The sequence below is a fragment of the Cohnella phaseoli genome (genome assembly GCF_003386235.1).
GTDB classification, from domain to species: Bacteria; Bacillota; Bacilli; order Paenibacillales; family Paenibacillaceae; genus Cohnella; species Cohnella phaseoli.
The window spans coordinates 290,472-313,351 of record NZ_QRDZ01000003.1 but is presented as its reverse complement, the minus strand read 5'-3'; the positions used below and the strand labels follow the sequence as shown (position 1 = coordinate 313,351).

The window sequence follows — 22,880 nt, the reverse complement described above, 5'->3', positions numbered from 1 at the left end:
TCTGCATACATGTTAGGTCTTCGACCGTTAGTATGAGAAAGGCGTTAGCCTCTTATACCCATTTTTGCTGCATCGCTTCAAAATCAGGACGGAATTCGCTGCTGATACTGCTCCATCGTCATCAGCACCTCGCGCGGCTTGCTTCCTTCGTAAGGGCCGACGACGCCTTTGGCCTCCATCGTATCGATCAGCCTCGCGGCACGCGTGTAGCCGATGCGCATGCGCCTTTGCAGCAGCGATACGGAAGCCTGCTTTGCTTCCAGCACGATCTGCACCGCTTGATCGAACAATTCGTCGATGATTTCGTCAGCGGCGTCTAAGGCGCTGTCGTCAATTTCCGGCACCAGCTCTTCGTTATACTCCGCTTCCGCTTGACCGCGGCAGTAGCCGACGACCGATTCGACCTCGCCGTCCGACAGGAACGCTCCTTGTACGCGGATAGGCTTGGACGCGCCCATCGGCAGGAACAGCATGTCCCCGCGACCGAGCAGCTTCTCCGCCCCGACCATATCGAGAATCGTCCGCGAATCGACCTGGGACGATACACCGAACGCGATCCGGCTCGGAATATTCGCCTTGATGACGCCGGTAATGACGTCAACGGACGGACGCTGCGTCGCGATAATCAGATGTATGCCCGCAGCCCTCGCCATTTGCGCCAAGCGGCATATCGCATCCTCGACGTCCCCGGCCGCCACCATCATCAGATCGGCGAGCTCGTCCACGATAACGACGATATAAGGCAGGACCGCATCCGGATTGTTGCCGCCCAACATGAGCGAGTTGTAGCCTTCAATGTTGCGCGTGCCGGATTTGGAGAATTTCTCGTAGCGCTTCTCCATCTCCACGACGATTTTCTTCAGCGCGAGCGAAGCTCTGCGCGGGTCCGTCACTACCGGAGCCAGCAGATGCGGAATACCGTTGTATACATTCAGTTCGACCATTTTAGGATCGATCATCAGAAACTTAACTTCCTCAGGCTTCGCCTTATACAACAAACTCGTTATAATGCCGTTAATACATACCGACTTGCCCGATCCCGTCGCTCCGGCTACGAGCAAATGCGGCATCTTAGCCAGATTGCCGACGATCGGCTGGCCCGAGATATCGCGGCCGAACGCAATCGTCAACTTCGCCTGCGATTCCTGAAACGGCTGCGTCTCCAGCACTTCGCGCAGCGTCACGACGCTGACCTCGTTGTTCGGCACCTCGATGCCGATTGCCGACTTGCCCGGAATCGGCGCTTCCATGCGAATGTCCTTCGCTGCCAGCGCCAATGCAATGTCGTCCGTCAGACTGACGATACGGCTTACTTTTACTCCCGTATCCGGCTGCAGCTCGTAGCGGGTTACGGCCGGGCCTCTGGCCACATCAAGCACCTTCGCCCGGACGCCGAAGCTTTCCAGCGTCGCTTCCAGCTTGCGCGCCGTATTCATATAATCGTTCGGGTTGCCGGATTTCCCTCCGCCGTTAGGCTTGTCTAGCAGATTAACAGCCGGGAGCTTATACGGCTTCGGCACCTTCTTCACCGGCTTGGGAGCTGCCTCGACGGACCCAACGCTCTCGGCAGCAGCCGGCAGATTCGGAGCCGCGCCGCCCTGAGCTTCTTCGCGGTCAAGCGTTTCCGAAGCCTCCCCTTCTCCATTCGCCCACTCAGCCTCGGAAGCGGGATCAATCTCATCCGCGCCTTCCCCGTAGACTCCGGGCATCGCCAGCGCACCCTCGTCTTCGTAGTCTCCTATTGTCTCGCCCTCCGTAAATTCGGGCTCATCCACATATGCCTGCGCCGTAAAATCTGTAAAGCGCGGCATATTCACCTCTTCGGCCGTCTCTTCTGCCTCGTTCATTTCCTCGGTCTCCGCTAGAGAAGAAGGATTAACGAGAACAGGCTCTTCCGAGACAGGCAGGTTCGTTCTGCGATGAACGCCCGTTCGCACTTTGAACGTTCTGCGCGACAGCGTATCCTTCGCAGAGAACGGCAGCGCTTCCTCTTCCTCCCAGTACTCGTCCTCCTGGGTTGGCTCGTATTCCTTCTCCGACTTGCCGTGAAACAGTTGGAAAAACAGCGGCGTTTTCTGCGGGACTGGGATAAGCGCCGGTTCCTCCATTCCTTCATCGGCTATAATCGGCTTCTGCGGCCGTGAACCGTTAGCGTATTCGGCCGGCTCCGCTACCGCCACGGTGCCTCCTCTTCCTTTTCGCCCGGCTCCTTGAACCGGAATCGCTTTGATCGACAACAGCTTGCGACCCGAAGAGAGTCTAGCAGCCAGCAGCGGGGCCGCCCTCATGACGAATAAGCGCACCGAGCGCCCGATCTCCACATAAGAACGGTTCGTTACAAGCATAAACGCAATCGCGATCTCGATAATGAGCACAAATTTGGCGCCATAATAGCCGAACAGCCAATAAAGCACCGAATACTGCATAGCGCCGACCATTCCTCCGCCGACATCGGCGTTAAACACCTTTATATTGTCCAGTGAAGGCGCTTGCCATAGCAGCTCCTTCAACTGATTCATCGTCTGGCTCACAATGCCGGACGGCGTAATTGCATCCAGCGCCCCGAGACTGCTATCGATCGACGCCATTGCGCTCCACAAAGTCATAATTAGCGAGACAAGCACAAACCCCGAGCGTCTCGCCGTCCATCCGCGCGGCCATGTGCGTTTAACCATGACATAGAGGCCGAACCAGATGCCGGCCAACGCGAGCAAATAGTAGTGCTTGCCAAGCAGGAACCCGAACAGCTTCGATAGCGAGCGTCCTACTGCAGCTTCCCCGGAGATGGCAATAACAGATAAAGTGATCAGAACGATGCCGTATATTTCATATTTCAAGCTTGACGCGAACGATGCCCGCTTCTTCTTGCGCTTGGCCAAATTTGCCACCTCCCGGTTCAACATTATATCACAGTTGAAGGGAGGTTGGCATGAACGCTCCGACCTACATGCCTAAGTCGGCAGCGTCGGAGAGGCTCGAACCTGGGAGAATAGGCGCGCCTGGAGGCGCTTGGAATGTTTGCGGCGTGTGTGGCGCGTAACCGAGCAGTTGGCCGGGCGCATACTCGGGCATTAAATAATAGTCCAACGGAGCGGACAGCAGACGGACGATCCGGCCGATTCCCGGAGCTACGGGAACGAGTTGAACCGTCGCTCCTTTGACCGTCGTTTCCACAAAAGGACCGGGCTCGTTGTGAAAGCCGTCGAACACCAGCTCCAGCGGCATTGCCGTATATATCGTCATCTCGCGTCCGCTCCTCCCCCTGCTGCAGGCCTGCGATCCCGGATAAGGCGATTCAGCTCGCGCAGCGCTTCGCCGACACCCCCTACCGAATCGATCAGACCGTGCTTCACCGCATCCTGACCGATTACCGTTGTCCCGATATCGCGCGTCAACTCGCCGGTTTTGAACATCAACTCTTTAAACGTTTGCTCCGAAACTTTGGAATGCCCCGTGACGAAACGCGTAACCCGCTCCTGCATCTTCTCCAAATAATCAAACGTCTGCGGCACGCCAATAACGAGACCGTTCATTCGAATCGGATGGATCGTCATCGTCGCCGTCTCCGCAATATAAGAAACGTCGGCCGACACCGCAATCGGCACGCCAATGGAATGACCTCCTCCAAGAACAAGCGTTACCGTCGGCTTGGTTAGCGACGAAATCATTTCCGCGATCGCCAGCCCCGCCTCTACATCCCCTCCGACCGTATTCAGCACGATCAGCAGCCCTTCGATTTTGGCGTTTTGCTCGGCCGCGATCAGTTGAGGAATGACATGCTCGTACTTTGTCGTCTTGTTTTGCGGAGGCAAAATCAAATGGCCTTCGATCTGTCCGATGATCGTTAAGCAGAAAATATTGCTCTCGGCCGTAGGAACGGTCGTCTGGCCAAGCTGAACGATCGCCTCCGTAGTCGATGACTTGCGCGCTTCCTCAGATGGCGGGCCCGGCTGCTCCGACGGTTGGTCCGGTTTTTCCTTATCGCTCATCACATCAGCCCCTTGTCAGCTTAACAGCATGACTAGTATCGGCTTAACGCACAAAAAAAACCGTCTCCCGGCCGCCGAAGCGGTGGAAAACGGTTTTTCGATGAGTGTGGGTTCGTTTTTCTATACTTCCATGATGATCGGCAGGATCATCGGTCTTCTTCTTGTTTGCTCGTACAGGAAACGGCCAAGCGCATCCTTGACGTTTGTCTTCAGCGACGCCCACTCGTTCACATTGTCGTTCATCAGCTTATGCAACGTGTTTGTCACGATACGGTTCGCTTCTTCCAGAAGCCCTTCCGATTCGCGTACGTAGACAAAGCCGCGCGAAATGATGTCCGGGCCGGACATAATCGTGCCGTCCTGCTTGCTTAGCGTAACGACGACGACGAGGATACCGTCCTGAGACAGCAGCTTGCGGTCGCGAAGCACGATGTTGCCGACATCTCCGACGCCAAGGCCGTCGATCAGCACATTGCCCGCCGGAATTTTGCCGCCTTTGCGCGCCGTTCCGCCCTGAATTTCGACCGTATCGCCGTTGTCGATCAGGAAAATGTTTTCTTTCGGAATGCCGACCTGCTCACCCAGCAAGCCGTGGTGGCGAAGCATTCTGTATTCGCCGTGAATCGGAATGAAGTATTCCGGCTTCATCAGGTTTAACATCAACTTCAGCTCTTCCTGGCTTCCGTGACCCGAGACGTGTACGCCCGAGATGGAACCCGGACCGTAAATCACGTGAGCTCCGAGTCTCATCAGTTCGTCGACCGTTCTGCCAACATACTTCTCGTTGCCCGGAATCGGAGTTGCTGCGATGATGACCGTATCGCCCGGCAGGATGTCGACCTTGCGATGCGTGGAACGAGCCATACGCGTAAGCGCAGACATCGGTTCGCCTTGGCTTCCCGTCGACAGAATGACAACGCGGTCAGCCGGCAGCTTGTTCACTTCCTCAGGCTCAATAATCATGCCTTCCGGAATGGTTAAGTAGCCAAGCTCCGAAGCGATGCCGACGACGTTCACCATACTGCGTCCGATAACCGTCATTTTACGGCGAGTCTCCGCCGCAGCGTTAATCACCTGCTGAATCCGATGCACGTTCGAGGCGAACGTCGCAACGACCACGCGCTGCTTCGCGCTGCGGAACAGCGATTCGAACTCTTTGCCGATATTGCTCTCGGACGGCGTAAAGCCCGGACGCTCCGCGTTGGTGCTATCAGACAGAAGAGCCAGGACGCCCCGGCTTCCGATCTCTGCCATTCGTTGCAAGTCGGCGAATTGGTCGTTCACCGGCGTGTGGTCGAATTTGAAGTCGCCCGTATGGACAACGTTGCCTTCCGGCGTTTCCAGACATACCCCGACCGAATCGGGAATGCTGTGGTTTGTGCGGAAGAAGCTTGCTTTAATCGTTCCGAACGTCAGCGTCGTTTCCTCGTTAATCAGGTGACGCTTCGTATCTCCGAGCAGTCCGGCTTCTTTCAGCTTGTTTTCGACCAAGCCGAGCGTCAGCTTCGTGCCGTAGATCGGCACGTTTAATTGCTTAAGCACGTAAGGCAGTCCGCCGATGTGATCCTCGTGACCGTGCGTGAGCAGGATCGCCCGCACTTTGTCGCGATTATCAAGCAAGTATCCGATATCAGGGATAACGACGTCGATGCCCAGCATTTCCTCTTCCGGGAATTTCAATCCGGCATCAACGACGATAATGTCGCTGCCATACTGGATACAGTACATGTTTTTGCCGATTTCGCCGACTCCACCGAGCGCGAAAATCAGTAATTTATCTTGGTTGTTTTTCTTTGACACTACTAGTACCTCCTAGATCATTCGACGCACCCGATCGATATGAAGTTTTCAATTTGCTTTAAAATTTGCCGCACCCAATCACTCTCAATCATTATACATGAAGCAATTCAGGAAAAACAAGAAGGTTATGTAACACGAAAACCGATGTCCGGAGGACATCGGTTCCCTAACAAATCCAAGCGACCGACAAACCTCGTTATTATCCGTCCAGCAGGTTTTGCAGAAACTTCTTCTCCGCTTCGGTCGCTTGTACGAGAGGCAGACGAACGCCGCCTACCGGCAACCCGCGCAGCGTGAGCGCATACTTGACCGCAACCGGATTAGGCACCGGATTCGGACAGTTGAACAACCCTTTGAACACGGGGAACAACTTCGCGTTCAAAGCTTGCGCCTCCTGCACTCTGCCTTCCAAATAGGCCGCAATCAAATCTTTCATTTGCGCGCCGACGATATGACTGGCCACGCTGATGATTCCGTATCCACCGACCGACAGCGTCGGCAGCGTTACCCCGTCATCGCCGCTATACAGCACGAAGTTTTCCGGGGCGTTCGCGACAATCTCGGTCATTTGCTCCAGTGAAGCGCATTCCTTCGTTGCAACAATGTTCGGAATTTGCGCCAGGCGAAGCGTCGTCTCAGCCGTTACGCTGACTACCGTGCGGGAAGGCACGTTGTACAAAATAACCGGCAGCGTCGTCGCTTCGGCAATTGTGCGGAAATGCTGATAGATGCCTTCCTGGCTCGGTTTGTTATAGTAAGGGGCAACGAGAAGGATGCCGTCCACTCCGACTTCTTGGGCTTTTTTCGTCAGTTGGACAGAGTGAGCCGTTTCGTTGCTGCCCGTTCCGGCGATAATTTTGCAGCGCCCTGCTGCGTGCTTTACCGAGAAGCTGAACAATGCGACTTTCTCGTCATCCGTCAGAGTCGGAGATTCTCCTGTCGTTCCGGAGACGACCAAGCTGTCTGTTTTTTGCTCATCAATCAAATAGTCGATCAATTTCGCCGTCGTATCCCAATCGATATTCAAATTTTCGTCAAAAGGAGTGACCATTGCAGTAATCAAACGACCGAAACTCATTCCCAATTTCCTCCTCTAATTTCCCCCGACCGGAGAGAGATGAAGCCCGAATGCCGTGTGCAGAGCCTGAAGCGCAGCCGCCAAATCCTTCTGAGGAATGAGCACCCAGATTGTCGTGTTGGAATCCGCTGATTGCAGAATCGGAATTCCCGAGCCGGTCAAAGCCTCCACAATAATGGCCATTACCCCCGGTTCGCCGTTCATTCCGCCTCCGATAACGGACACTTTGGCGCATTCCCTGCGCACCCGAGGTTCGAAGCCGAGCTCCCGCAGCAGCTCCACCGCCAGCGGCGCATCGTTCTCGGCAACGGTATAATGCACGCCTGTCGGCATTACGTTAATAAAGTCTACGCTGATTCCGTGCGACGCCATTGCGCGAAAAACGCGCAGCTGCAAATCCGCCGGCCCGTCGAGATCGGTCACCGCCAACTGTGTAACGTCGCGAACGTGTGCCAGACCGGTTACCGCCTTATCGTACCAAATGCCTTGGCTTCGCAGCGCCTGCGCATGGGTGACCAACGTGCCTTCCCCGTCCGAGAACGTCGAGCGGACGCGCACGGGAATGCCCGCTTTCATCGCAAGCTCGACGGCGCGGGGATGAATGACTTTCGCTCCGTTCTGCGCCATGTTGCAGATTTCCTCGTAGCTTACTGCCGCGAGCGGACGCGCGTTGGTCACCCATCGGGGATCAGCAGTCAGAATCCCGTCCACATCCGTATAGATATCGACAATATCCGCCCTTAGCGCCGCTCCCAAAGCCGTCGCCGACGTATCGCTTCCGCCTCGGCCAAGCGTCGTTATCTCGCCGTCCTTCGTCCTTCCTTGAAATCCGGTAACAATAACGACCTCGCCAGCGGTTAAATGCCGATGAACGCGAGCGCAATCTATCTCGACAATTCTGGCCGAGCCGTAACGATCATCTGTCACAATTCCGGCCTGTCCTCCCGTCAAAGCCACGGAAGGAATCCCCTCGGCCAGCAGTAGACTGCACAGGACGGCAGCTGAAATCAACTCTCCGCAGGAGAGCAGCAGATCCTTCTCCCGCGGAGCCAACGCATCGCCGTTGCGGCGAATCAACTCTAGTAAAGAATCGGTCGCGTAAGCGTCTCCGCTTCTTCCCATAGCCGACACGACCACGACAACTTTGCTGCCCGCCGCAAATTCCCGGATAATATGACGGAGGACGTGGCTCCGACTTTGCTCATCGGTCAGCGACGTCCCGCCGAATTTCTGCACGACCAGTTCCATCTTGTTTCCTCCGTGGACCAGACGTTGCGGTAATTCTATCTCAAACGTGCGTAAAACGCTCTATGAGCAAAGGTTGCAATTGCTTGCCTTGCAGTGCAGCCTCGCACGTCTCCATCACGAGATCCATTCTCGCGACGAGAGAGTTCGGCTTGGCGATCGGATTATCCTGTCCGAACGGCACGAAGTAAATATTCTTCATGATGAGCAGCTTGGCGATATTCGCGGCGTTAAGACCGAGACCGTCGTTCGTCGAAATCGCCAGCACAAGCGGACGCTGGTTGCGCATCTGCGCCTTCGCGGCCATCAGCACCGGACCGTCCGTCATCGCGTTTGCCAGCTTGCTCGTCGTGTTGCCCGTACAGGGGGCAATCGCTAGAACGTCCAGTCGTTTGGAAGGTCCCAACGGCTCGGCGTCTACTATAGAAGATATGATCTCGTTGCCTGTAATTTGACGCAAAGTTTGCTGCCAATGGCTCGAAGTTCCGAATCTCGTATCCGTCGTCATAATCGTCGTCGAGACAATCGGCACGACATTGGCGCCCGCATCCACGAAACGCTTGATCTGCGGCATAATCTCCTCAAGCGTGCAATGAGAACCGGACAGCGCATACCCGACCGTGATTCCTTGCCAGTTCATGGTTGATTCCCCCGTAATCGGTTGTCTCCCAGAATAACCTGGGTCAGACTGTTCGCGATGATTCGACCGGCCGTCTTCGGCGCCACAATTCCGGGCAGCCCCGGAGCCAGATGAGCCTTGATTCCACGCTTCTCCGCGAAGCGAAAATCGGTTCCTCCGGGCTTCGAAGCCAGGTCGATAATACATGCGCGTTGGGGGAGTTGTGCGATCACTTGCGCTGTGATTATCATAGTCGGAATTGTGTTAAAAATCAAGTCGATATTCCCCGCCTGACGCGCCAAATCAGACATGTAGAAGGGCTCGAAGCCCATCTCGAAGGCGCGGGCGAACATCTCGTCGCGGCGCACTCCGACCTTCACTTTGGCCCCCAGAGCCTGCAGCGTACGAGCCATTGTAAAGCCCGTTCTCCCGAGCCCGAGCACGATACAATTCGAGCCGTGAATCGTAATATCCGTATTCTGAATAGCCATCATCAACGCGCCTTCCGCAGTCGGTATCGAGTTGTAGATAGCAACGTCGTCCCTCTCAAACAGCTCGACAAGCTCGATTCTGTGCTTCTCGCACAGCTTGCGGAGATAGGGCTTTGCCATGCCGGAAATCACCTTGCTTGCCTTCGGCAGCGCAGCCACGTGAGCGTCCGTCAGCCTAAGCTCCGCATCCGTGAACAACGCCGGAATTATCCCCTCGTCATCTGTGCCGACTGCAGGCAATATGAGAGCATCCGCCTCGATCAGCAGCTCCGGCAGCCACTCTCCTTTCGCGGCCCCGCTAAAGGAAGTGTCCAACCTGTCGAAGCCGACGATCGTCAACGAGGCGTCTTTCTCCGTTAGCTGACGGATCACTTCCAACTGCCGGGCATCTCCGCCCGCTAGCACGATTTGAACTCCCGTAAGTATCGCAGCCCCCTCCTCTCGGCATACTTCGCATAGCACATCGTATGCAACCGCCTAAGCGGGGGTGCCGACCAAATTCTCCTTCAGTTATCCCGTTTAGTCAGAACGCCCCTGACGTGACTGCATCTTTTTGCCGCCTATGGCCATTATCCCAACAACTCAGCTCTCCACTTCCCCCGAGCCTTCTCATAGCACTATCCTACTTTTCAGTGAAGAACAAAAAAAGAACCAAACCAAGTCCCCTCCCCCCATAAAAAGGAAAAAACCGGTTTGGTTCTATAAAAATCAAAGCCCACGTCAGCGTTCCAATAAGCGCCAGAGCGGCCTCTATTAGAGGCCGTTAGGAAGGGACGACCACACCTAAGGGCTGCGCTGTAAGGCGCCTTATTACTTGCCTGTGTGCCCGAAGCCGCCCTCGCCGCGAGAAGTATCGGACAACTCCTCCACTTCCTCAAGACTCACCTGAGGAACGCGCTGGAATACCATTTGGGCGATACGCTCTCCGCGCTCGATCGTGAACGCCTCCTGCCCGAGGTTAATGAGCAAAACCTTCACTTCGCCGCGATAATCGGCGTCGATTGTGCCCGGCGAGTTCAGGCAGGTGATTCCGTGCTTATAGGCAAGGCCGCTGCGAGGGCGAATTTGCGCCTCGAGCTCTCTAGGCATCGCCATCGCAAAACCGCTTGGAATTAATGCTCTTTCTCCCGGAGCAAGAACGACAGGCTCCGATACCGCGGCATGTAGATCGAAGCCCGCGGCCCATTCTGACATTTGACGGGGCAGAGAAATATCCTCATTCCCCGGAAGTCTCTTCAACTGAATTGGATACAATGAATTCCCTCCCGATTCCGGACAACACTTTATTGTCTGCTCCAACTAAAGCGACCGCGCAAGGTTGCGCCATCATGGAGACCATAATTTCATGAAGGTCGGATAGCTCTACCTGATCGATACGCGCCAGCATTTCATCCAGCGTATAATGACGTCCGAGCATCAACTCGTTTTTCCCCAAACGATTCATGCGGCTGCTCGTGCTCTCCAGACTCAAAATCAAATTGCCTTTAAGCTGCTCTTTGCCTCGATGCAGCTCGGCTTCGCTCAGCCCTTGAGCCGCAAGCTCGCCAAGCAATTCCATCGTGATATCGTATACTTCCTTCGTCTGCTTTGGCGCGGTTCCCGCATATACGGTAAACAAACCGCTATCCGCATAAGAAGTATGGTAGGAGTACACCGAGTAGGCCAACCCGCGCTTCTCGCGAATCTCCTGGAACAGACGCGAACTCATGCCGCCGCCAATCGTATTGTTGAGCAGAATCATCGCATACAGATTCGGAGCTTTGCTGGAAAAACCGGGAAACGTTAAGCAAAGATGGTTCTGTTCGGTTTTCTTGCGATGAAACAGCGCACGGGAATGGAACGCCGGAACTTCAAGCTCCGTGTCTTGACCTACGATATCGAACCGCCCGAAATGCTGTTCCAACAGCTCGAGCACCTCTTCGCCGACATTGCCGGCAATGCTGATGACCGTATTATCGATCCGATACCTCTCCCGCATATACTTCCGCAAATGATCCGGCCCCATCGGTTCCAGACTGTCTGCCGTGCCAAGTATGGAGTAGGCAAGCGGATGATCGTTATAGGCGGCGCGGGACGCCAAATCGTGTACCGTGTCGTCCGGAGTATCCTCATACATCGAAATCTCTTCTAGGATGACATTTTTTTCTTTGGCCAGCTCTTCCTCGGCCATCTGCGATTCGAAAAACATATCCGATAAAATATCAACCGCAATCGGCAAATGCTGATCGAGCACTTTGGCATAGTAGCACGTATACTCTTTGGACGTAAAGGCGTTCACATTGCCGCCGATTCCGTCAAAGCGATCTGCAATATCCTTGGCGCTGTGCCGGCTCGTCCCTTTGAACAGCATATGTTCAATAAAATGGGAAGTCCCGTTAGTTTCGAGATTTTCATACCGGGAACCGGTCTTGACCCAGATGCCGAACGAAACCGAACGGTACGTCGGAATCGATTCGATCATCACGCGAAGACCATTCTTCAGCGTATATTTGTTCATCCGACTCCCCCCTTTTCATATGGATAAATGAACAGTGATACCACTATAACAAATTCCGACAATCGTCACAACCGATCCTCAAGCCGTTCGGGCGAAAGCGTCTGCGATACGGTCCCGGGAATATAGCCTCTGGCTTTGATCGTCTTGATCATGCCCCGCAGCGCTCCTGCTGTAGTAGACGTCGGATGCATCAAAATCAAACTGCCCGGCCCGACCTTTCTCGACACTTTGGCCACGACGGATTCGGGAGCGGGTTTCTGCCAATCGATCGTATCTAGCGTCCACAATACCGTTGTCAGTCCGTATTCCGCAGATACGCGGACCGTCTGGTCGTTGTAGCTCCCGGAAGGAGGTGCAAACCATACGTTCTTCACGCCAAGCTGTTTAAGCAGTTGCTCTGTCTTGCCGATCTCCTGTCTTTGGCGCTCGGCGCCAAGCTTGCTCATATCCGGATGGGTATATGCATGGTTGGATGCCTCATGCCCCTGTGCGATCATCTTTTTGGCCGTATCCATGTTTTTGGACAACCAGGTGCCATCGAAGAAAAAGGTAGCCTTAACGCCTTCCTCCTGCAAAATACGAAGAATTTCCGGCAAATACTCTTCTCCCCATGCCACGTTGATCATTAGCCCGACAGCCGGCTTGGCGGCATTGCCCCTGTAAATCGGATGGGTCGGCAAGTCCTTAAGAGACACCTTCGGCCGAACGATCCGATATACCCAAGGAAATCCTTCTCCTGAATTGGGAGCGGAACCGATCAGCTTCGCCTTCAAGTAGGTTGCCCGAATGTCGACGATCCGCCCCTCGTATTCCGGGATCGCTTTCCAAACCCGGTCAATGACTGCGTCAATCGGCGGCTGGCTGCGTTTGGCCGCCTCGGCTTCGATCCACTCCAGCAGCTTGTCTCCTTGCTTATCGCCCGTCAGCGCCTCCATCGCAGCCGCCTGCTTGACCGTATGGACGAACGGTCCGATCGGCCCGTATGTTCCGGCCAGCAGCACCGCAGCCAAACATACCGCCATAGCAGCCAGCAGGCCTGCCGGGATTTTTCTCGCCACGATTCGCTCACCCCGTCTTGTCCGATTCCTTGCCTTCATCTTATGCCCGGAAAACGGCTTTTATGAGTGAGCATCCCATAGTATGCGATGATTTATACAAACAAAAAGAGACCTTCGCTTAGGAGTCTCTTTTGTCCATCATATGGCGTTATCGCGTTTGATTACACCGACACTTGTTCGGAATTCAACAGCGCTTTGCGCGACAGATTGATTCGGCCCATATTGTCGATCTCGGTCACCTTGACTTCAATCTGATCGCCGATGTTGACGACGTCTTCGACTTTAGCCACGCGCTCGTTCGCCAACTGGCTAATGTGGATCAGCCCGTCCTTGTTCGGCAAAATTTCCACGAAGCAGCCGAACTTCTCGATACGCTTGACCGTTCCGGTATACACTTCGCCAACGACGACTTCCCGAACGATGCCCTCGATAATCGCGCGGGCGCGTTGGTTCGCCGCTTCGTCCGTCGAAGCGATGTACACGGTGCCGTCTTGCTCGATATCGATTTTGACGCCGGTATCTTCGATAATTTTGTTGATGATCTTGCCGCCGGAACCGATAACGTCGCGAATTTTGTCCGGGTTGATCTTGAGCGACAAAATTTTCGGAGCGTATTTGCTCAGCTCTTTGCGTGGCTCGGTGATCGTCTCAAGCATTTTGCCGAGAATGAACATCCGACCCTCTTTGGCTTGATCCAGAGCTTCCGTCAAAATGGAGCGGTCGATGCCGTCGATTTTGATGTCCATCTGAATTGCCGTAATACCGGCAGATGTGCCCGCAACCTTAAAGTCCATATCGCCGAGATGGTCTTCCATCCCTTGAATATCGGTCAGAATCGACGTATGGTCGCCGTCCTTGATCAAGCCCATCGCGACGCCTGCTACCGGCGCTTTGATCGGTACGCCCGCATCCATCATCGCCAGCGTGCTTGCACAAATGCTCGCCTGAGACGTAGAGCCGTTCGACTCCAATACTTCCGACACGAGACGAATCGTGTACGGGAATTCCACTTCCGAAGGAAGCACTTTAAGCAGCGCGCGTTCGCCTAATGCGCCGTGGCCGATTTCGCGGCGTCCTGGCGGACGAAGCGGGCGAGCTTCCCCGACCGAGAACGGCGGGAAGTTATAGTGATGCATGAAGCGCTTCGATTCCTGCGGACTGATGCCGTCGAGAATCTGAACTTCTCCAAGCGGTCCGAGCGTACATACGCTAAGCGCCTGCGTCTGTCCGCGCGTGAACAAGCCGGATCCGTGAGTCCGCGGCAGAATCGCGGTATCCGAGGAAATCGGACGAATCTCCGATAGTCCGCGGCCGTCCGGACGCACCTTGTCGTGCGTAATCAAACGACGAACTTCGTTCTTGACGATGTCGTACAGCACTTCTTTAACGTCGCCCAGCTTCTCCGGCGCTTCGGCATACACTCCGGTGAAATGCTCGACCGTTTCGGCGTTGATCGCGTCAATCGCTTCCTGGCGCGCATGTTTCTCGGCTATTCGTACAGCTTCGACCAGTCGATCCTGCGCGTACGATTTGACTGCGGCTTCGACATCTGCGTCCACGCTGTGCAGCTTCACTTCCATTTTCGGCTGACCGGCGACCTCTACGAGACGATCGATCGTATCAACGATCTTCTTGATCTCATCATGGCCGAACATGATCGCTTCCAGCATGTCCGTCTCGGACACTTCGTTCGCTTCCGCTTCAACCATCATGATCGCATCGCGGGTACCCGCTACGACGACGTACAAATCGCTGATCACTTCCTGCTCCTGCGTCGGGTTTACGATAAACTCGCCGTTGATTCTTCCGACGATAACGCCTCCGACGGGTCCGCTAAACGGCACGTTGGAGATCGACAGCGCTGCGGAGGTTCCGATCATCGCCGCGATTTCCGGAGAGCAATCCTGATCCACGCTGAGCACCAGGTTAACGATCTGAATGTCATTCCGGAAGCCTTCCGGGAACAACGGACGAATCGGGCGGTCCGTTAAACGGCTGGCCAATATCGCCTTTTCGCTCGGTCTTCCTTCCCGTTTAATGAATCCTCCAGGAATTTTGCCTACCGCGTACAACCGCTCTTCATAGTTCACGGTCAACGGGAAGAAATCCAGATCCTTCGGCTCGCTGGAAGCCGTCACGGTAGAGAGTACTACCGTTTCACCATAACGTACAACGACGGCGCCGTTGGCCTGTTTGGCCAATCGTCCGGTTTCCAAAGAAAACGGGCGGCCGCCAAGCTGCATATCCACGCTTTGTTCCAAAACCAATTCCCTCCTCTAAATGCGAGCTTGCGCTCGTCACGTCTTGCAATCCTATGTACTTTCGACACTGTTCCCATTATTTCCTGCCAAGCCTTGTCTTAGGCATCATGTTCATTGTTTCATTGTTTCCCCGCTCATATATAGGGAAAAAGCAACCTGAGCGCCTGTTAGGGCGATAAGCCCCGTACGAAGTGGCCAGGTTGCTTTCATTCGAATACAAATTAACGACGCAGACCCAATTTGGCAATCAGGGCGCTGTAGCGGCTAACGTCTTTCGCTTTCAAGTATGCCAGCAGCTTACGGCGTTGACCAACCATCATAAGCAGACCGCGACGGGAGTGATGGTCTTTCTTGTGCTCCCTGAAGTGTGCTGTCAGATTGTTGATGTTCTGCGTAAGGATAGCGATTTGAACTTCCGGCGAACCGGTGTCCGTAGCGTGCAACTTGTGCTCTTCGATCAATTCTTGTTTGCGTTCTTGCGTCAATGCCATCCTTGTTCACCTCCTTCTTAAAAATCGCCTGTAGCCGAGCTGACGTCGGTGAGAACGTTTCGCCAAGCTAAGGTTCACATTGCGTGTCGCAACGATAGGCGGCTGCCTCTCGATGACAACGTTGTATATTATAACACAACTTAAAGTACATTCACAATGCATTAATCGCGAGCTTTCACCGAGAAGATCTCGCGCGCCTTCGCCGAATCGCTGGCAATTTGCTCAATCAGTTGGTTGATCGATTCGAATTTTTTCTCGGGACGCAGGAAGGAATGAAATCGCAACGCCAAATGTCGCCCGTACAAATCGCCGTCGAAGTCGAACAGATGCGCTTCCAGCTTCAGTGCGCCTCCCGGGGCGTCAAACGTAGGCCGATAGCCCACGTTCAACACTCCGTTATGACGGCTTTCCGCCGTTCCCGCATCAGACAGCACATCGATTTCAATCGCATACACGCCCCGTTGCGGGATTACATAAGGTTGGATCAGCTCCAGGTTAGCCGTCGGATACCCGAGCTGACGGCCTCTCGCATCTCCGTGAACGACAAGTCCCTTCAGCAGGTAAGGCCTGCCCATTAGCCGGGAAGCAGAGGAGCAATCCCCTTCTTCAAGCCGCGCGCGAATCCGCGTGCTGCTCACTTTGCTGTCGTTCAAAAACACCGGGGAAACAACTTGTACCTGAAGCTCTCCGACATTCCTGAGAGTCTCCGCTTTGCCTTGACCGCGATGACCGAACGAAAAATCAAACCCGACGATGGTCTCCCTGACGCCAAGAGGAACAATGATCGATTTCACAAATTGCTCGGCGGTTACCTCGGAGAACTCGCGATCAAAACGAATAACGTAAGCCGTATCCACGCCCAACTCGGCGATCAGAGCCAGCTTGTCCTCCAGAGGGGTTAACACTCCGTCGTATTGCGAGCCGTGCCCTAGAACGACTCTCGGATGCGGATCGAACGTCATGACGGCCGACGCCCAGCCGTTCTCCCTCGCCGATGCAACGGCCTGACGAATCACTTCCTGATGTCCCAGATGAACGCCGTCGAAAAAGCCGATTGCGAGCGAGAGTCCGTTTTTGGCCGCACCTTCGGGCAAGCCTTCCGTTACATTCGCAACTGATAATTGAATCCGTTCCACCTGATGCCCTCCTGCTTAATCGGACTGACTGTCATGCGGCTGATCTTCCGAAGGATGAAACACCTTAACGGGGCGGATCCACTCCGTCGTCTCGTCCACGGAAAACAAACCGAGAAAAACGCCGTCCGAGCGGTAGAGCTTCCACAACCCTTGCCGGTCCGGAACGGGCCGCAGCCGCTCTGTCCGAATTCCTTTGCCTTGAAGCGCGTATCGCGATTCCTGCTCCGCGGCGCTCGTCGAAGGCAGCTGAGTAAGCAGCCTATCCGCTGCAAGCAGCTTGCCGTCCATCTCGCCCTTCTCGATCAGCCCCGGAATCTCCTCAAGCGTTACGCAGTGCTCCTGGCTTATTCCGGCGCTTTCAAGGCGAACGAGCTCCGCCATCACCGCCGGAACGCCGAGCTTCCGTCCGATGTCCACGCATAATGTACGAATATAAGTGCCTTTGGAGCAGGCGACCGTAAACGTCACTTCGGGCTCGTCCGTGCCGGCTGTCACCTCGTCCACGTCGATTCGGTGAATGGTTACCCGGCGAGCTTTGCGCTCGACGGTTATCCCCTGTCTGGCCAGTTCATACAGACGTTTACCGTCGACCTTTACGGCCGATACCATCGGCGGAATCTGATCGATCTCGCCGACAAAGGAAAACACGGCTTCCCTGATCGCGGGTTCGGTCAGGAACGAAGCGTCCTTCCGTTCGATAATTTCGCCGCTCAGATCTTCGCTATCTGTCGCGATGCCGAATCTAAGTTTGGCTCGATACGTTTTGGGCGCTTCCTGCAAATATTCGACCAGACGGGTCGCACGACCGACGCACAACGGCAGAACCCCTGTGACGGCCGGATCCAGCGTTCCCGTATGGCCGATGCGGCGCTCGCGTAGCAGCCGCCTCGCTTTGGCGACAACGTCGTGCGACGTCCAGCCGGCAGGCTTCCAAATGGCAAGCACGCCTTCCCAGTTCCGCTTGCCGTCCGTCATAATGCCTCCAACGCTTTCCGCACCTCTTCGATCGTCAGTCGGATAACCTCCGGCAACGGATCCGTGAACCTGCATCCCGCAGCGCGGACATGGCCGCCTCCGCCGAAACGTTGGGCCACTTCCGCCACGTTCACCTTGCCGGCGGATCTCATACTGACTTTAACCGATTGCTCTCCATTTTGTTTGAAGAGCAGACCGACCTCGACGCCTTCGATATTGCGCGGATAGTTAACGAGACCTTCCAGATCTTCATTCGTCGCTCCGGTCTCCTCCAAATCCTCCGAAGTGACCCAGAGCCAGGCGATTCGCTCGTCCTCGCTCAGCTCAAGTCTGGACAGGCCGCGCTGCAATATACGCAGTTGTCCAGGCGTCATCCGCTCCAGCAGATGTTCCGCCAGCTCCGGCCCGTTCGCGCCGGCCTGAAGCAGCCGCGAAGCCATCGCCATGACGAGCGGAGACGTACTGGAATAGCGGAAGCCGCCAGTATCGGTCAGCAAACCCGTATAGATTGCGGTCGCCACATCGGCGTCCGGCTCCATTCCCAGCTCATCCAGCAGCTCGAACAAAATTTCCGCTGTGGCGGCCGCATGGAACTTCATCAGATTCACTCGGCCGAAGCCGTTGTTCGTCGGATGATGATCGATATTGAGCAGCTCGGCATCCGGAGCGAACCATGCCGCCGTGCGCCCAACCCTCGCATAATCGGCGCAATCGACGCAAATGACGTTCCGATACTGTCTGACCGGCGAATTTCCTTCCGGCTGGTCGTTGTTGTCCATTGCATGGATGTCAGAGCTTTTCCATAGAAACCGTAGCCGGGAAGGCACGGCGCCCTCGTTCAGCATCGTGTACCGCTTCCCCAGCTTTTCCAGCATCCAAGCTACGGTTACCGTCGAGCTAATCGCATCGCCGTCGGGTTGCACGTGAGAAACGATCAGAAAGTCGTCCCTATCGCGGATAAAAGCGGCCGCTTCCTTTAATTGCTCGGCCCACATGCCGTTCCCTCCCCTCGGGCTTTAAGACTCTTGAGATTGTTGATTGATCTGCTGCAGCAGATCTTCAATATGGCTTCCATACGCGATGGAGCTATCGAAGCGGAACTCGATCGCCGGCGTATGACGCAGCTTCACCCGCCGCCCCAACTCCGAGCGCAGAAATCCGTTCGCGCGGCCGAGCGCCTTCAGCGTCTCTTCCTTCTGCTCCTCGCTGCCGAGAATGCTCAAATAAACTCGGGCAAGGGAGAGATCGTTGGTTAGATCCACTCCCGTTACCGTTATAAAACCAATGCGCGGGTCTTTCAGCTCCGTCTGGATGACGTTGCTGATTTCTTTTTTAATTTGTTCGCCGACCCGTCCGACTCGAAACTTAGCCATTCAGATCCCACCTTCACGTGCTGCTGGGATTAACGCTCAACGGACTCCATGACGAAGGCTTCGATAACGTCGCCCAGTTGAATGTCATTGAATTTATCAAGCGTAATTCCGCATTCATAGCCTTCCGAAACTTCCTTCGCGTCATCCTTGAAGCGCTTGAGCGAGTCGATCTTGCCCGTGTAGACGACGATTCCGCCGCGCAGCAGGCGAGCTTCCGCGTTCCGCAATATTTTGCCGTCGGTGACCATACAGCCGGCAATCGTGCCCACCTTCGTCACCTTGAACATATCGCGAACTTCCGCGTGGCCGGTCACCTTCTCCTTGAAGATCGGATCGAGCATTCCCTTCATCGCGTACTCGATCTCTTCGATCACTTTGTAGATGATCGAGTGCAGTCGGACGTCGACCTTCTCCTGCTCGGCGATCGATTGAGCACGCGGCTCCGGACGTACGTTAAAGCCGATGACGATTGCGGAGGAAGCCGATGCAAGAATAATATCGGATTCCGTAACCGCGCCTACGCCGCTGTAAATCGTACGAACGCGAACGCCTTCGATCTCGATTTTCTCAAGCGAGCCTTTGAGGGCTTCCAGAGAACCTTGAACGTCGGCCTTGAGGATAACGTTGAGCTCCTTGATGTCGCCTTCTTTGATTTTGCTGAACAGATCTTCCAGCGTAACCGCCTGGTTCGCTTTCATCTGCGATTGACGAGTCTTGATCGAACGCTTGTCGGAAATTTCCCGCGCTTTGCGCTCGTCCTCGAATACCATGAACGGATCGCCTGCTTGCGGCACTTCCGTCAAACCGGTAATTTCCACCGGGGTCGACGGTCCCGCTTCCTTGATCCGGCGTCCGCGGTCATTCGTCATGGCGCGAATTCGACCAAAGCAGTCGCCTGCGACAAACGCATCGCCCACTTTGAGCGTACCGTTCTGAACGAGGATGCGGGCAACCGGCCCTTTTCCTTTGTCCAGCTCGGCTTCCATAACCGTACCGCGCGCCCGTTTGTCCGGGTTCGCCTTGTAGTCGTTCACCTCGGCGACGAGCAGGATCATCTCCAGCAAGCCGTCCAAGTTCAAGCGCTGCTTCGCGGACACTTCGACGAAAATCGTGTCTCCGCCCCATGCCTCTTGTACAAGACCGTACTCGGTCAGCTCTTGCTTGACTTTATCCGGGTTGGCGCTCGGCTTGTCGATCTTGTTGACTGCTACGATAATCGGCACGTTGGCCGCTTTCGCGTGAGCGATCGCCTCTACCGTCTGCGGCATGACGCCGTCGTCGGCAGCAACTACGAGAATCGTAATATCGGTAACCTGCGCTCCGCGGGCACGCATCGTCGTGAACGCTTCGTGACCCGGCGTATCGAGGAACGTAATTTTTTTGCCATTGATTTCGACTTGGTAAGCGCCGATGTGCTGCGTAATTCCGCCGGCTTCGCCGCTTGCAACTTTCGTCTCGCGAATCGCGTCGAGCAATGTCGTTTTACCGTGATCGACGTGACCCATGATCGTAACGACAGGAGGACGGTTAACGAGATCGTCCGGATCGTCGTTCTCTTCGGTCGTCTCGAACTGCGTATCCTCGACGACGATTTTCACTTCGGCTTCGACGCCGTAATCGGAAACGACGAGCAGAACCGTATCCAGATCCAGATCCTGGTTGATCGTGGCCATAACGCCCATCAGCAGCAGCTTCTTGATCACTTCGGAGGCGTCCTTGTGCAGCAACTTCGCCAATTCGCCTACCGTCATATTGCCGCGAACGATAACCTTCTTCGGCGTATTGTCGATTTTCTCGCGCGGAGGCTGGTTGCTCTTGCGAGCGTTCTTGCCGCCTTTGCCTCTCGGTCCTCTGAAATTCGTTCTGCCGTCGTCGAACCGGTTGTTTTCTTTACGTTTGAAATCACTCTCGCCCGGACGCCCTTTGCCATCGCGGCCCGCCGGTCTGCTGCTGTCTCCCGGGCGACCGCCTCTGGCCCCCGCAGCCGATGGAGCCGGACTGCGGCCTGCGCCGAATCCTTGGCCCGGACGCGTCGCCGCGCCGCCTTGACCTCCGCTTTGCGGACGATTGCCGAAGCTGCCGCCTTGACCCCCGCCTTGCGGACGGTTGCCGTAGCCGCCTTGGCCTCCGCCTTGACCGCTGCCTTGCGGACGATTGCCGTAGCTGCCGCCTTGGCCTCCGCCTTGCGGACGGTTGCCGTAACCGCCTTGGCCTCCGCCTTGACCGCTGCCTTGCGGACGGTTGCCGTAGCCACCCTGGCCTCCGCCTTGACCGCTGCCTTGCGGACGGTTGCCGTAGCCGCCTTGGCCTCCGCCTTGACCGCTACCTTGCGGACGGTTGCCGTAACCGCCCTGGCCTCCGCCTTGCGGACGGTTGCCGTAGCCGCCTTGGCCTCCGCCTTGACCGCTGCCTTGCGGACGGTTGCCGTAGCCGCCCTGGCCTCCGCCTTGACCGCTGCCTTGCGGACGGTTGCCGTAGCCGCCTTGACCTCCGCCCTGCGGACGGTTGCCGTCGCGATTGCCGTACCCGCCTTGGCCTCCGCCCTGCGGACGGTTGCCATCGCGATTGCCGTACCCGCCTTGGCCCCCGCCCTGCGGACGGTTGCCATCGCGATTGCCGTACCCACCTTGGCCTCCGCCCTGCGGACGGTTGCCATCGCGATTGCCATAGCCGCCTTGGCCTCCGCCTTGCGGACGGTTGCCATCGCGGTTGCTGGAGCCGCCTTGACCGCTGCCGCCCTCGCTTTGCCCTTGTGGGCGCGACTCAGACTGCGGCTGTTGTGCGGACGAAGAAGCGCTCGTATCCTGCGCAGGCGCCGAAGACACCTTAGCCGTTGGCGCTGCCGACTCTGAAGCTGCCGGAGCTGGCGCCGCAGGACTTTGTTGCGGCGTCGAAGCTTGAACCTGAGCCGCAGGACGCGGTTGCTGTTGCTGCTGGCTGCCAGAAGCTGCGCTCTGTCCGCTCGGCTGCGAACGACGCTCCCGCTCAGGAGCGGGAGCCGCCGCCGGCTTGGCGGAGGCTTGGGCCATTTTCGCGGCCGCGTTCGCTTTAATATCGCGGAAGAACTTCTCCACCGCGCCCGTCATGCCGTCTTCCATCACGCTCATGTGATTGTTAACCGGCATGTTCATTCTTTTCAAAATCGTAATAACTTCCTTGCTGCTCATATTGAGCTGCTTGGCGTATTCGTAAACCCTTAGCTTATCCTTGTTATCCGTTTGATCTTGCTTACTCAATATTCTCCACCTCCGAGTGTTGATTCCAACCGGCGGCCAGCATATCGGCGAATCCTCGATCCGTTACCGCGAACAGAACGCGTTCGGGTTTGCCTACAGCCGATCCCAGTTCGAATCGCGTAAAACCGACTAGCAATGGTACACCGTAACTGTTGCATTTATCTGTAACTTTTTTTCTCGTATTATCCGAAGCGTCGCCGGCGAGCAGTACAAGCTTGGCTTCGCCCGAGCGGATCGCCTTCAGCACAATCTCTTCCCCGCTGATCAGCTTGCCCGCCCTTGTCGCCAGACCTAACCGGGACAACGCCTTATTGGCCATCTTCATCGTCGCCCACCAGCTCCTTGTTCGCCTGGAATTCCTCTTCCACCTGAATGAAGTCGGCTTCCAAACGATCGTAGATATCCGCGCCGACCGGCGTCTTCAAGGCGCGCTCGAACGCTTTCGACTTCTTCGCCAGCTTAAAGCAAGCGACCTTGCCGCACAGATATGCGCCGCGGCCCGGCTTTTTGCCGGTCAGATCGATGTGGATCTCTCCCTCCGGAGAGCGCACGATTCGGATCAGTTCTTTCTTCGCCATCATTTCCTGACAAGCGACGCATTTGCGCTGCGGAATTTTCCTTGGTCTCACGG

20 protein-coding genes are annotated in these 22,880 nt (G+C 55.8%); all 20 read right to left on the bottom strand.

Annotated elements, in window-relative coordinates:
- Positions 1 to 83 precede the first annotated feature (83 nt).
- Positions 84 to 2,879, bottom strand: a complete 2,796-nt coding sequence (locus DFP98_RS05650; RefSeq protein ID WP_116059576.1) for an FtsK/SpoIIIE family DNA translocase — start codon at positions 2,877 to 2,879, stop codon at positions 84 to 86.
- A 64-nt stretch (positions 2,880 to 2,943) separates the two neighbouring features.
- Complete coding sequence (locus DFP98_RS05645; protein WP_116059575.1) at positions 2,944 to 3,243, bottom strand: YlzJ-like family protein; 300 nt, start codon at positions 3,241 to 3,243, stop codon at positions 2,944 to 2,946.
- A complete protein-coding gene (locus tag DFP98_RS05640; RefSeq protein ID WP_116059574.1) occupies positions 3,240 to 3,989 on the bottom strand; it encodes a ClpP family protease in 750 nt (249 codons plus the stop codon). Before DFP98_RS05640 ends, DFP98_RS05645 begins: the two co-directional genes overlap by 4 nt.
- Positions 3,990 to 4,109: 120 nt before the next feature.
- Positions 4,110 to 5,789 (bottom strand): ribonuclease J, encoded by a 1,680-nt coding sequence (locus tag DFP98_RS05635; RefSeq protein ID WP_116059573.1) that lies wholly within the window; start codon positions 5,787 to 5,789, stop codon positions 4,110 to 4,112.
- Between the two features lie 199 nt (positions 5,790 to 5,988).
- Positions 5,989 to 6,867: a 4-hydroxy-tetrahydrodipicolinate synthase gene (gene dapA / locus DFP98_RS05630; RefSeq protein ID WP_116059572.1), complete on the bottom strand. Its 879-nt coding sequence runs from the start codon at positions 6,865 to 6,867 to the stop codon at positions 5,989 to 5,991.
- A gap of 15 nt (positions 6,868 to 6,882) precedes the next feature.
- Positions 6,883 to 8,115: an aspartate kinase gene (gene dapG / locus DFP98_RS05625; protein ID WP_116059571.1), complete on the bottom strand. Its 1,233-nt coding sequence runs from the start codon at positions 8,113 to 8,115 to the stop codon at positions 6,883 to 6,885.
- A gap of 40 nt (positions 8,116 to 8,155) precedes the next feature.
- On the bottom strand, positions 8,156 to 8,752 hold the full coding sequence (locus DFP98_RS05620) for a dipicolinate synthase subunit B (protein WP_116059570.1): 597 nt from the start codon (positions 8,750 to 8,752) through the stop codon (positions 8,156 to 8,158).
- Positions 8,749 to 9,648: a dipicolinate synthase subunit DpsA gene (dpsA, locus tag DFP98_RS05615; RefSeq protein WP_116059722.1), complete on the bottom strand. Its 900-nt coding sequence runs from the start codon at positions 9,646 to 9,648 to the stop codon at positions 8,749 to 8,751. Before dpsA ends, DFP98_RS05620 begins: the two co-directional genes overlap by 4 nt.
- Before the next feature lie 384 nt (positions 9,649 to 10,032).
- Positions 10,033 to 10,476, bottom strand: a complete 444-nt coding sequence (gene dut / locus DFP98_RS05610) for a dUTP diphosphatase (RefSeq protein WP_116059569.1) — start codon at positions 10,474 to 10,476, stop codon at positions 10,033 to 10,035.
- Positions 10,439 to 11,719 (bottom strand): M16 family metallopeptidase, encoded by a 1,281-nt coding sequence (locus DFP98_RS05605; RefSeq protein ID WP_116059568.1) that lies wholly within the window; start codon positions 11,717 to 11,719, stop codon positions 10,439 to 10,441. Before DFP98_RS05605 ends, dut begins: the two co-directional genes overlap by 38 nt.
- Positions 11,720 to 11,784: 65 nt before the next feature.
- Positions 11,785 to 12,777 (bottom strand): polysaccharide deacetylase family protein, encoded by a 993-nt coding sequence (locus DFP98_RS05600; RefSeq protein WP_246016425.1) that lies wholly within the window; start codon positions 12,775 to 12,777, stop codon positions 11,785 to 11,787.
- A 161-nt stretch (positions 12,778 to 12,938) separates the two neighbouring features.
- Positions 12,939 to 15,038: a polyribonucleotide nucleotidyltransferase gene (locus DFP98_RS05595; protein ID WP_116059566.1), complete on the bottom strand. Its 2,100-nt coding sequence runs from the start codon at positions 15,036 to 15,038 to the stop codon at positions 12,939 to 12,941.
- Positions 15,039 to 15,259: 221 nt separating this feature from the next.
- Positions 15,260 to 15,529 carry a 30S ribosomal protein S15 gene (rpsO, locus tag DFP98_RS05590; protein WP_116059565.1) on the bottom strand — a complete coding sequence of 90 codons (270 nt, stop codon included), beginning with the start codon at positions 15,527 to 15,529 and terminating at the stop codon, positions 15,260 to 15,262.
- A 161-nt stretch (positions 15,530 to 15,690) separates the two neighbouring features.
- Positions 15,691 to 16,665, bottom strand: coding sequence for a bifunctional riboflavin kinase/FAD synthetase (locus DFP98_RS05585; protein ID WP_116059564.1), 975 nt, complete (start codon positions 16,663 to 16,665; stop codon positions 15,691 to 15,693).
- Positions 16,666 to 16,680: 15 nt separating this feature from the next.
- Positions 16,681 to 17,640, bottom strand: coding sequence for a tRNA pseudouridine(55) synthase TruB (gene truB / locus DFP98_RS05580; RefSeq protein WP_116059563.1), 960 nt, complete (start codon positions 17,638 to 17,640; stop codon positions 16,681 to 16,683).
- A complete protein-coding gene (locus tag DFP98_RS05575; protein WP_116059562.1) occupies positions 17,637 to 18,635 on the bottom strand; it encodes a DHH family phosphoesterase in 999 nt (332 codons plus the stop codon). Before DFP98_RS05575 ends, truB begins: the two co-directional genes overlap by 4 nt.
- A 21-nt stretch (positions 18,636 to 18,656) precedes the next feature.
- Positions 18,657 to 19,013 carry a 30S ribosome-binding factor RbfA gene (gene rbfA / locus DFP98_RS05570; RefSeq protein WP_116059561.1) on the bottom strand — a complete coding sequence of 119 codons (357 nt, stop codon included), beginning with the start codon at positions 19,011 to 19,013 and terminating at the stop codon, positions 18,657 to 18,659.
- Between the two features lie 29 nt (positions 19,014 to 19,042).
- Positions 19,043 to 22,249, bottom strand: a complete 3,207-nt coding sequence (gene infB, locus DFP98_RS05565; protein ID WP_116059560.1) for a translation initiation factor IF-2 — start codon at positions 22,247 to 22,249, stop codon at positions 19,043 to 19,045.
- Positions 22,242 to 22,574: a YlxQ family RNA-binding protein gene (locus DFP98_RS05560; RefSeq protein ID WP_116059559.1), complete on the bottom strand. Its 333-nt coding sequence runs from the start codon at positions 22,572 to 22,574 to the stop codon at positions 22,242 to 22,244. Before DFP98_RS05560 ends, infB begins: the two co-directional genes overlap by 8 nt.
- The gene (gene rnpM, locus DFP98_RS05555; protein ID WP_116059558.1) at positions 22,558 to 22,878 is read right to left on the bottom strand and encodes an RNase P modulator RnpM; all 321 of its coding nucleotides are present in this window, start codon (positions 22,876 to 22,878) and stop codon (positions 22,558 to 22,560) included. The genes DFP98_RS05560 and rnpM overlap by 17 nt, the downstream gene beginning before the upstream one ends.
- Positions 22,879 to 22,880: the final 2 nt, after the last annotated feature.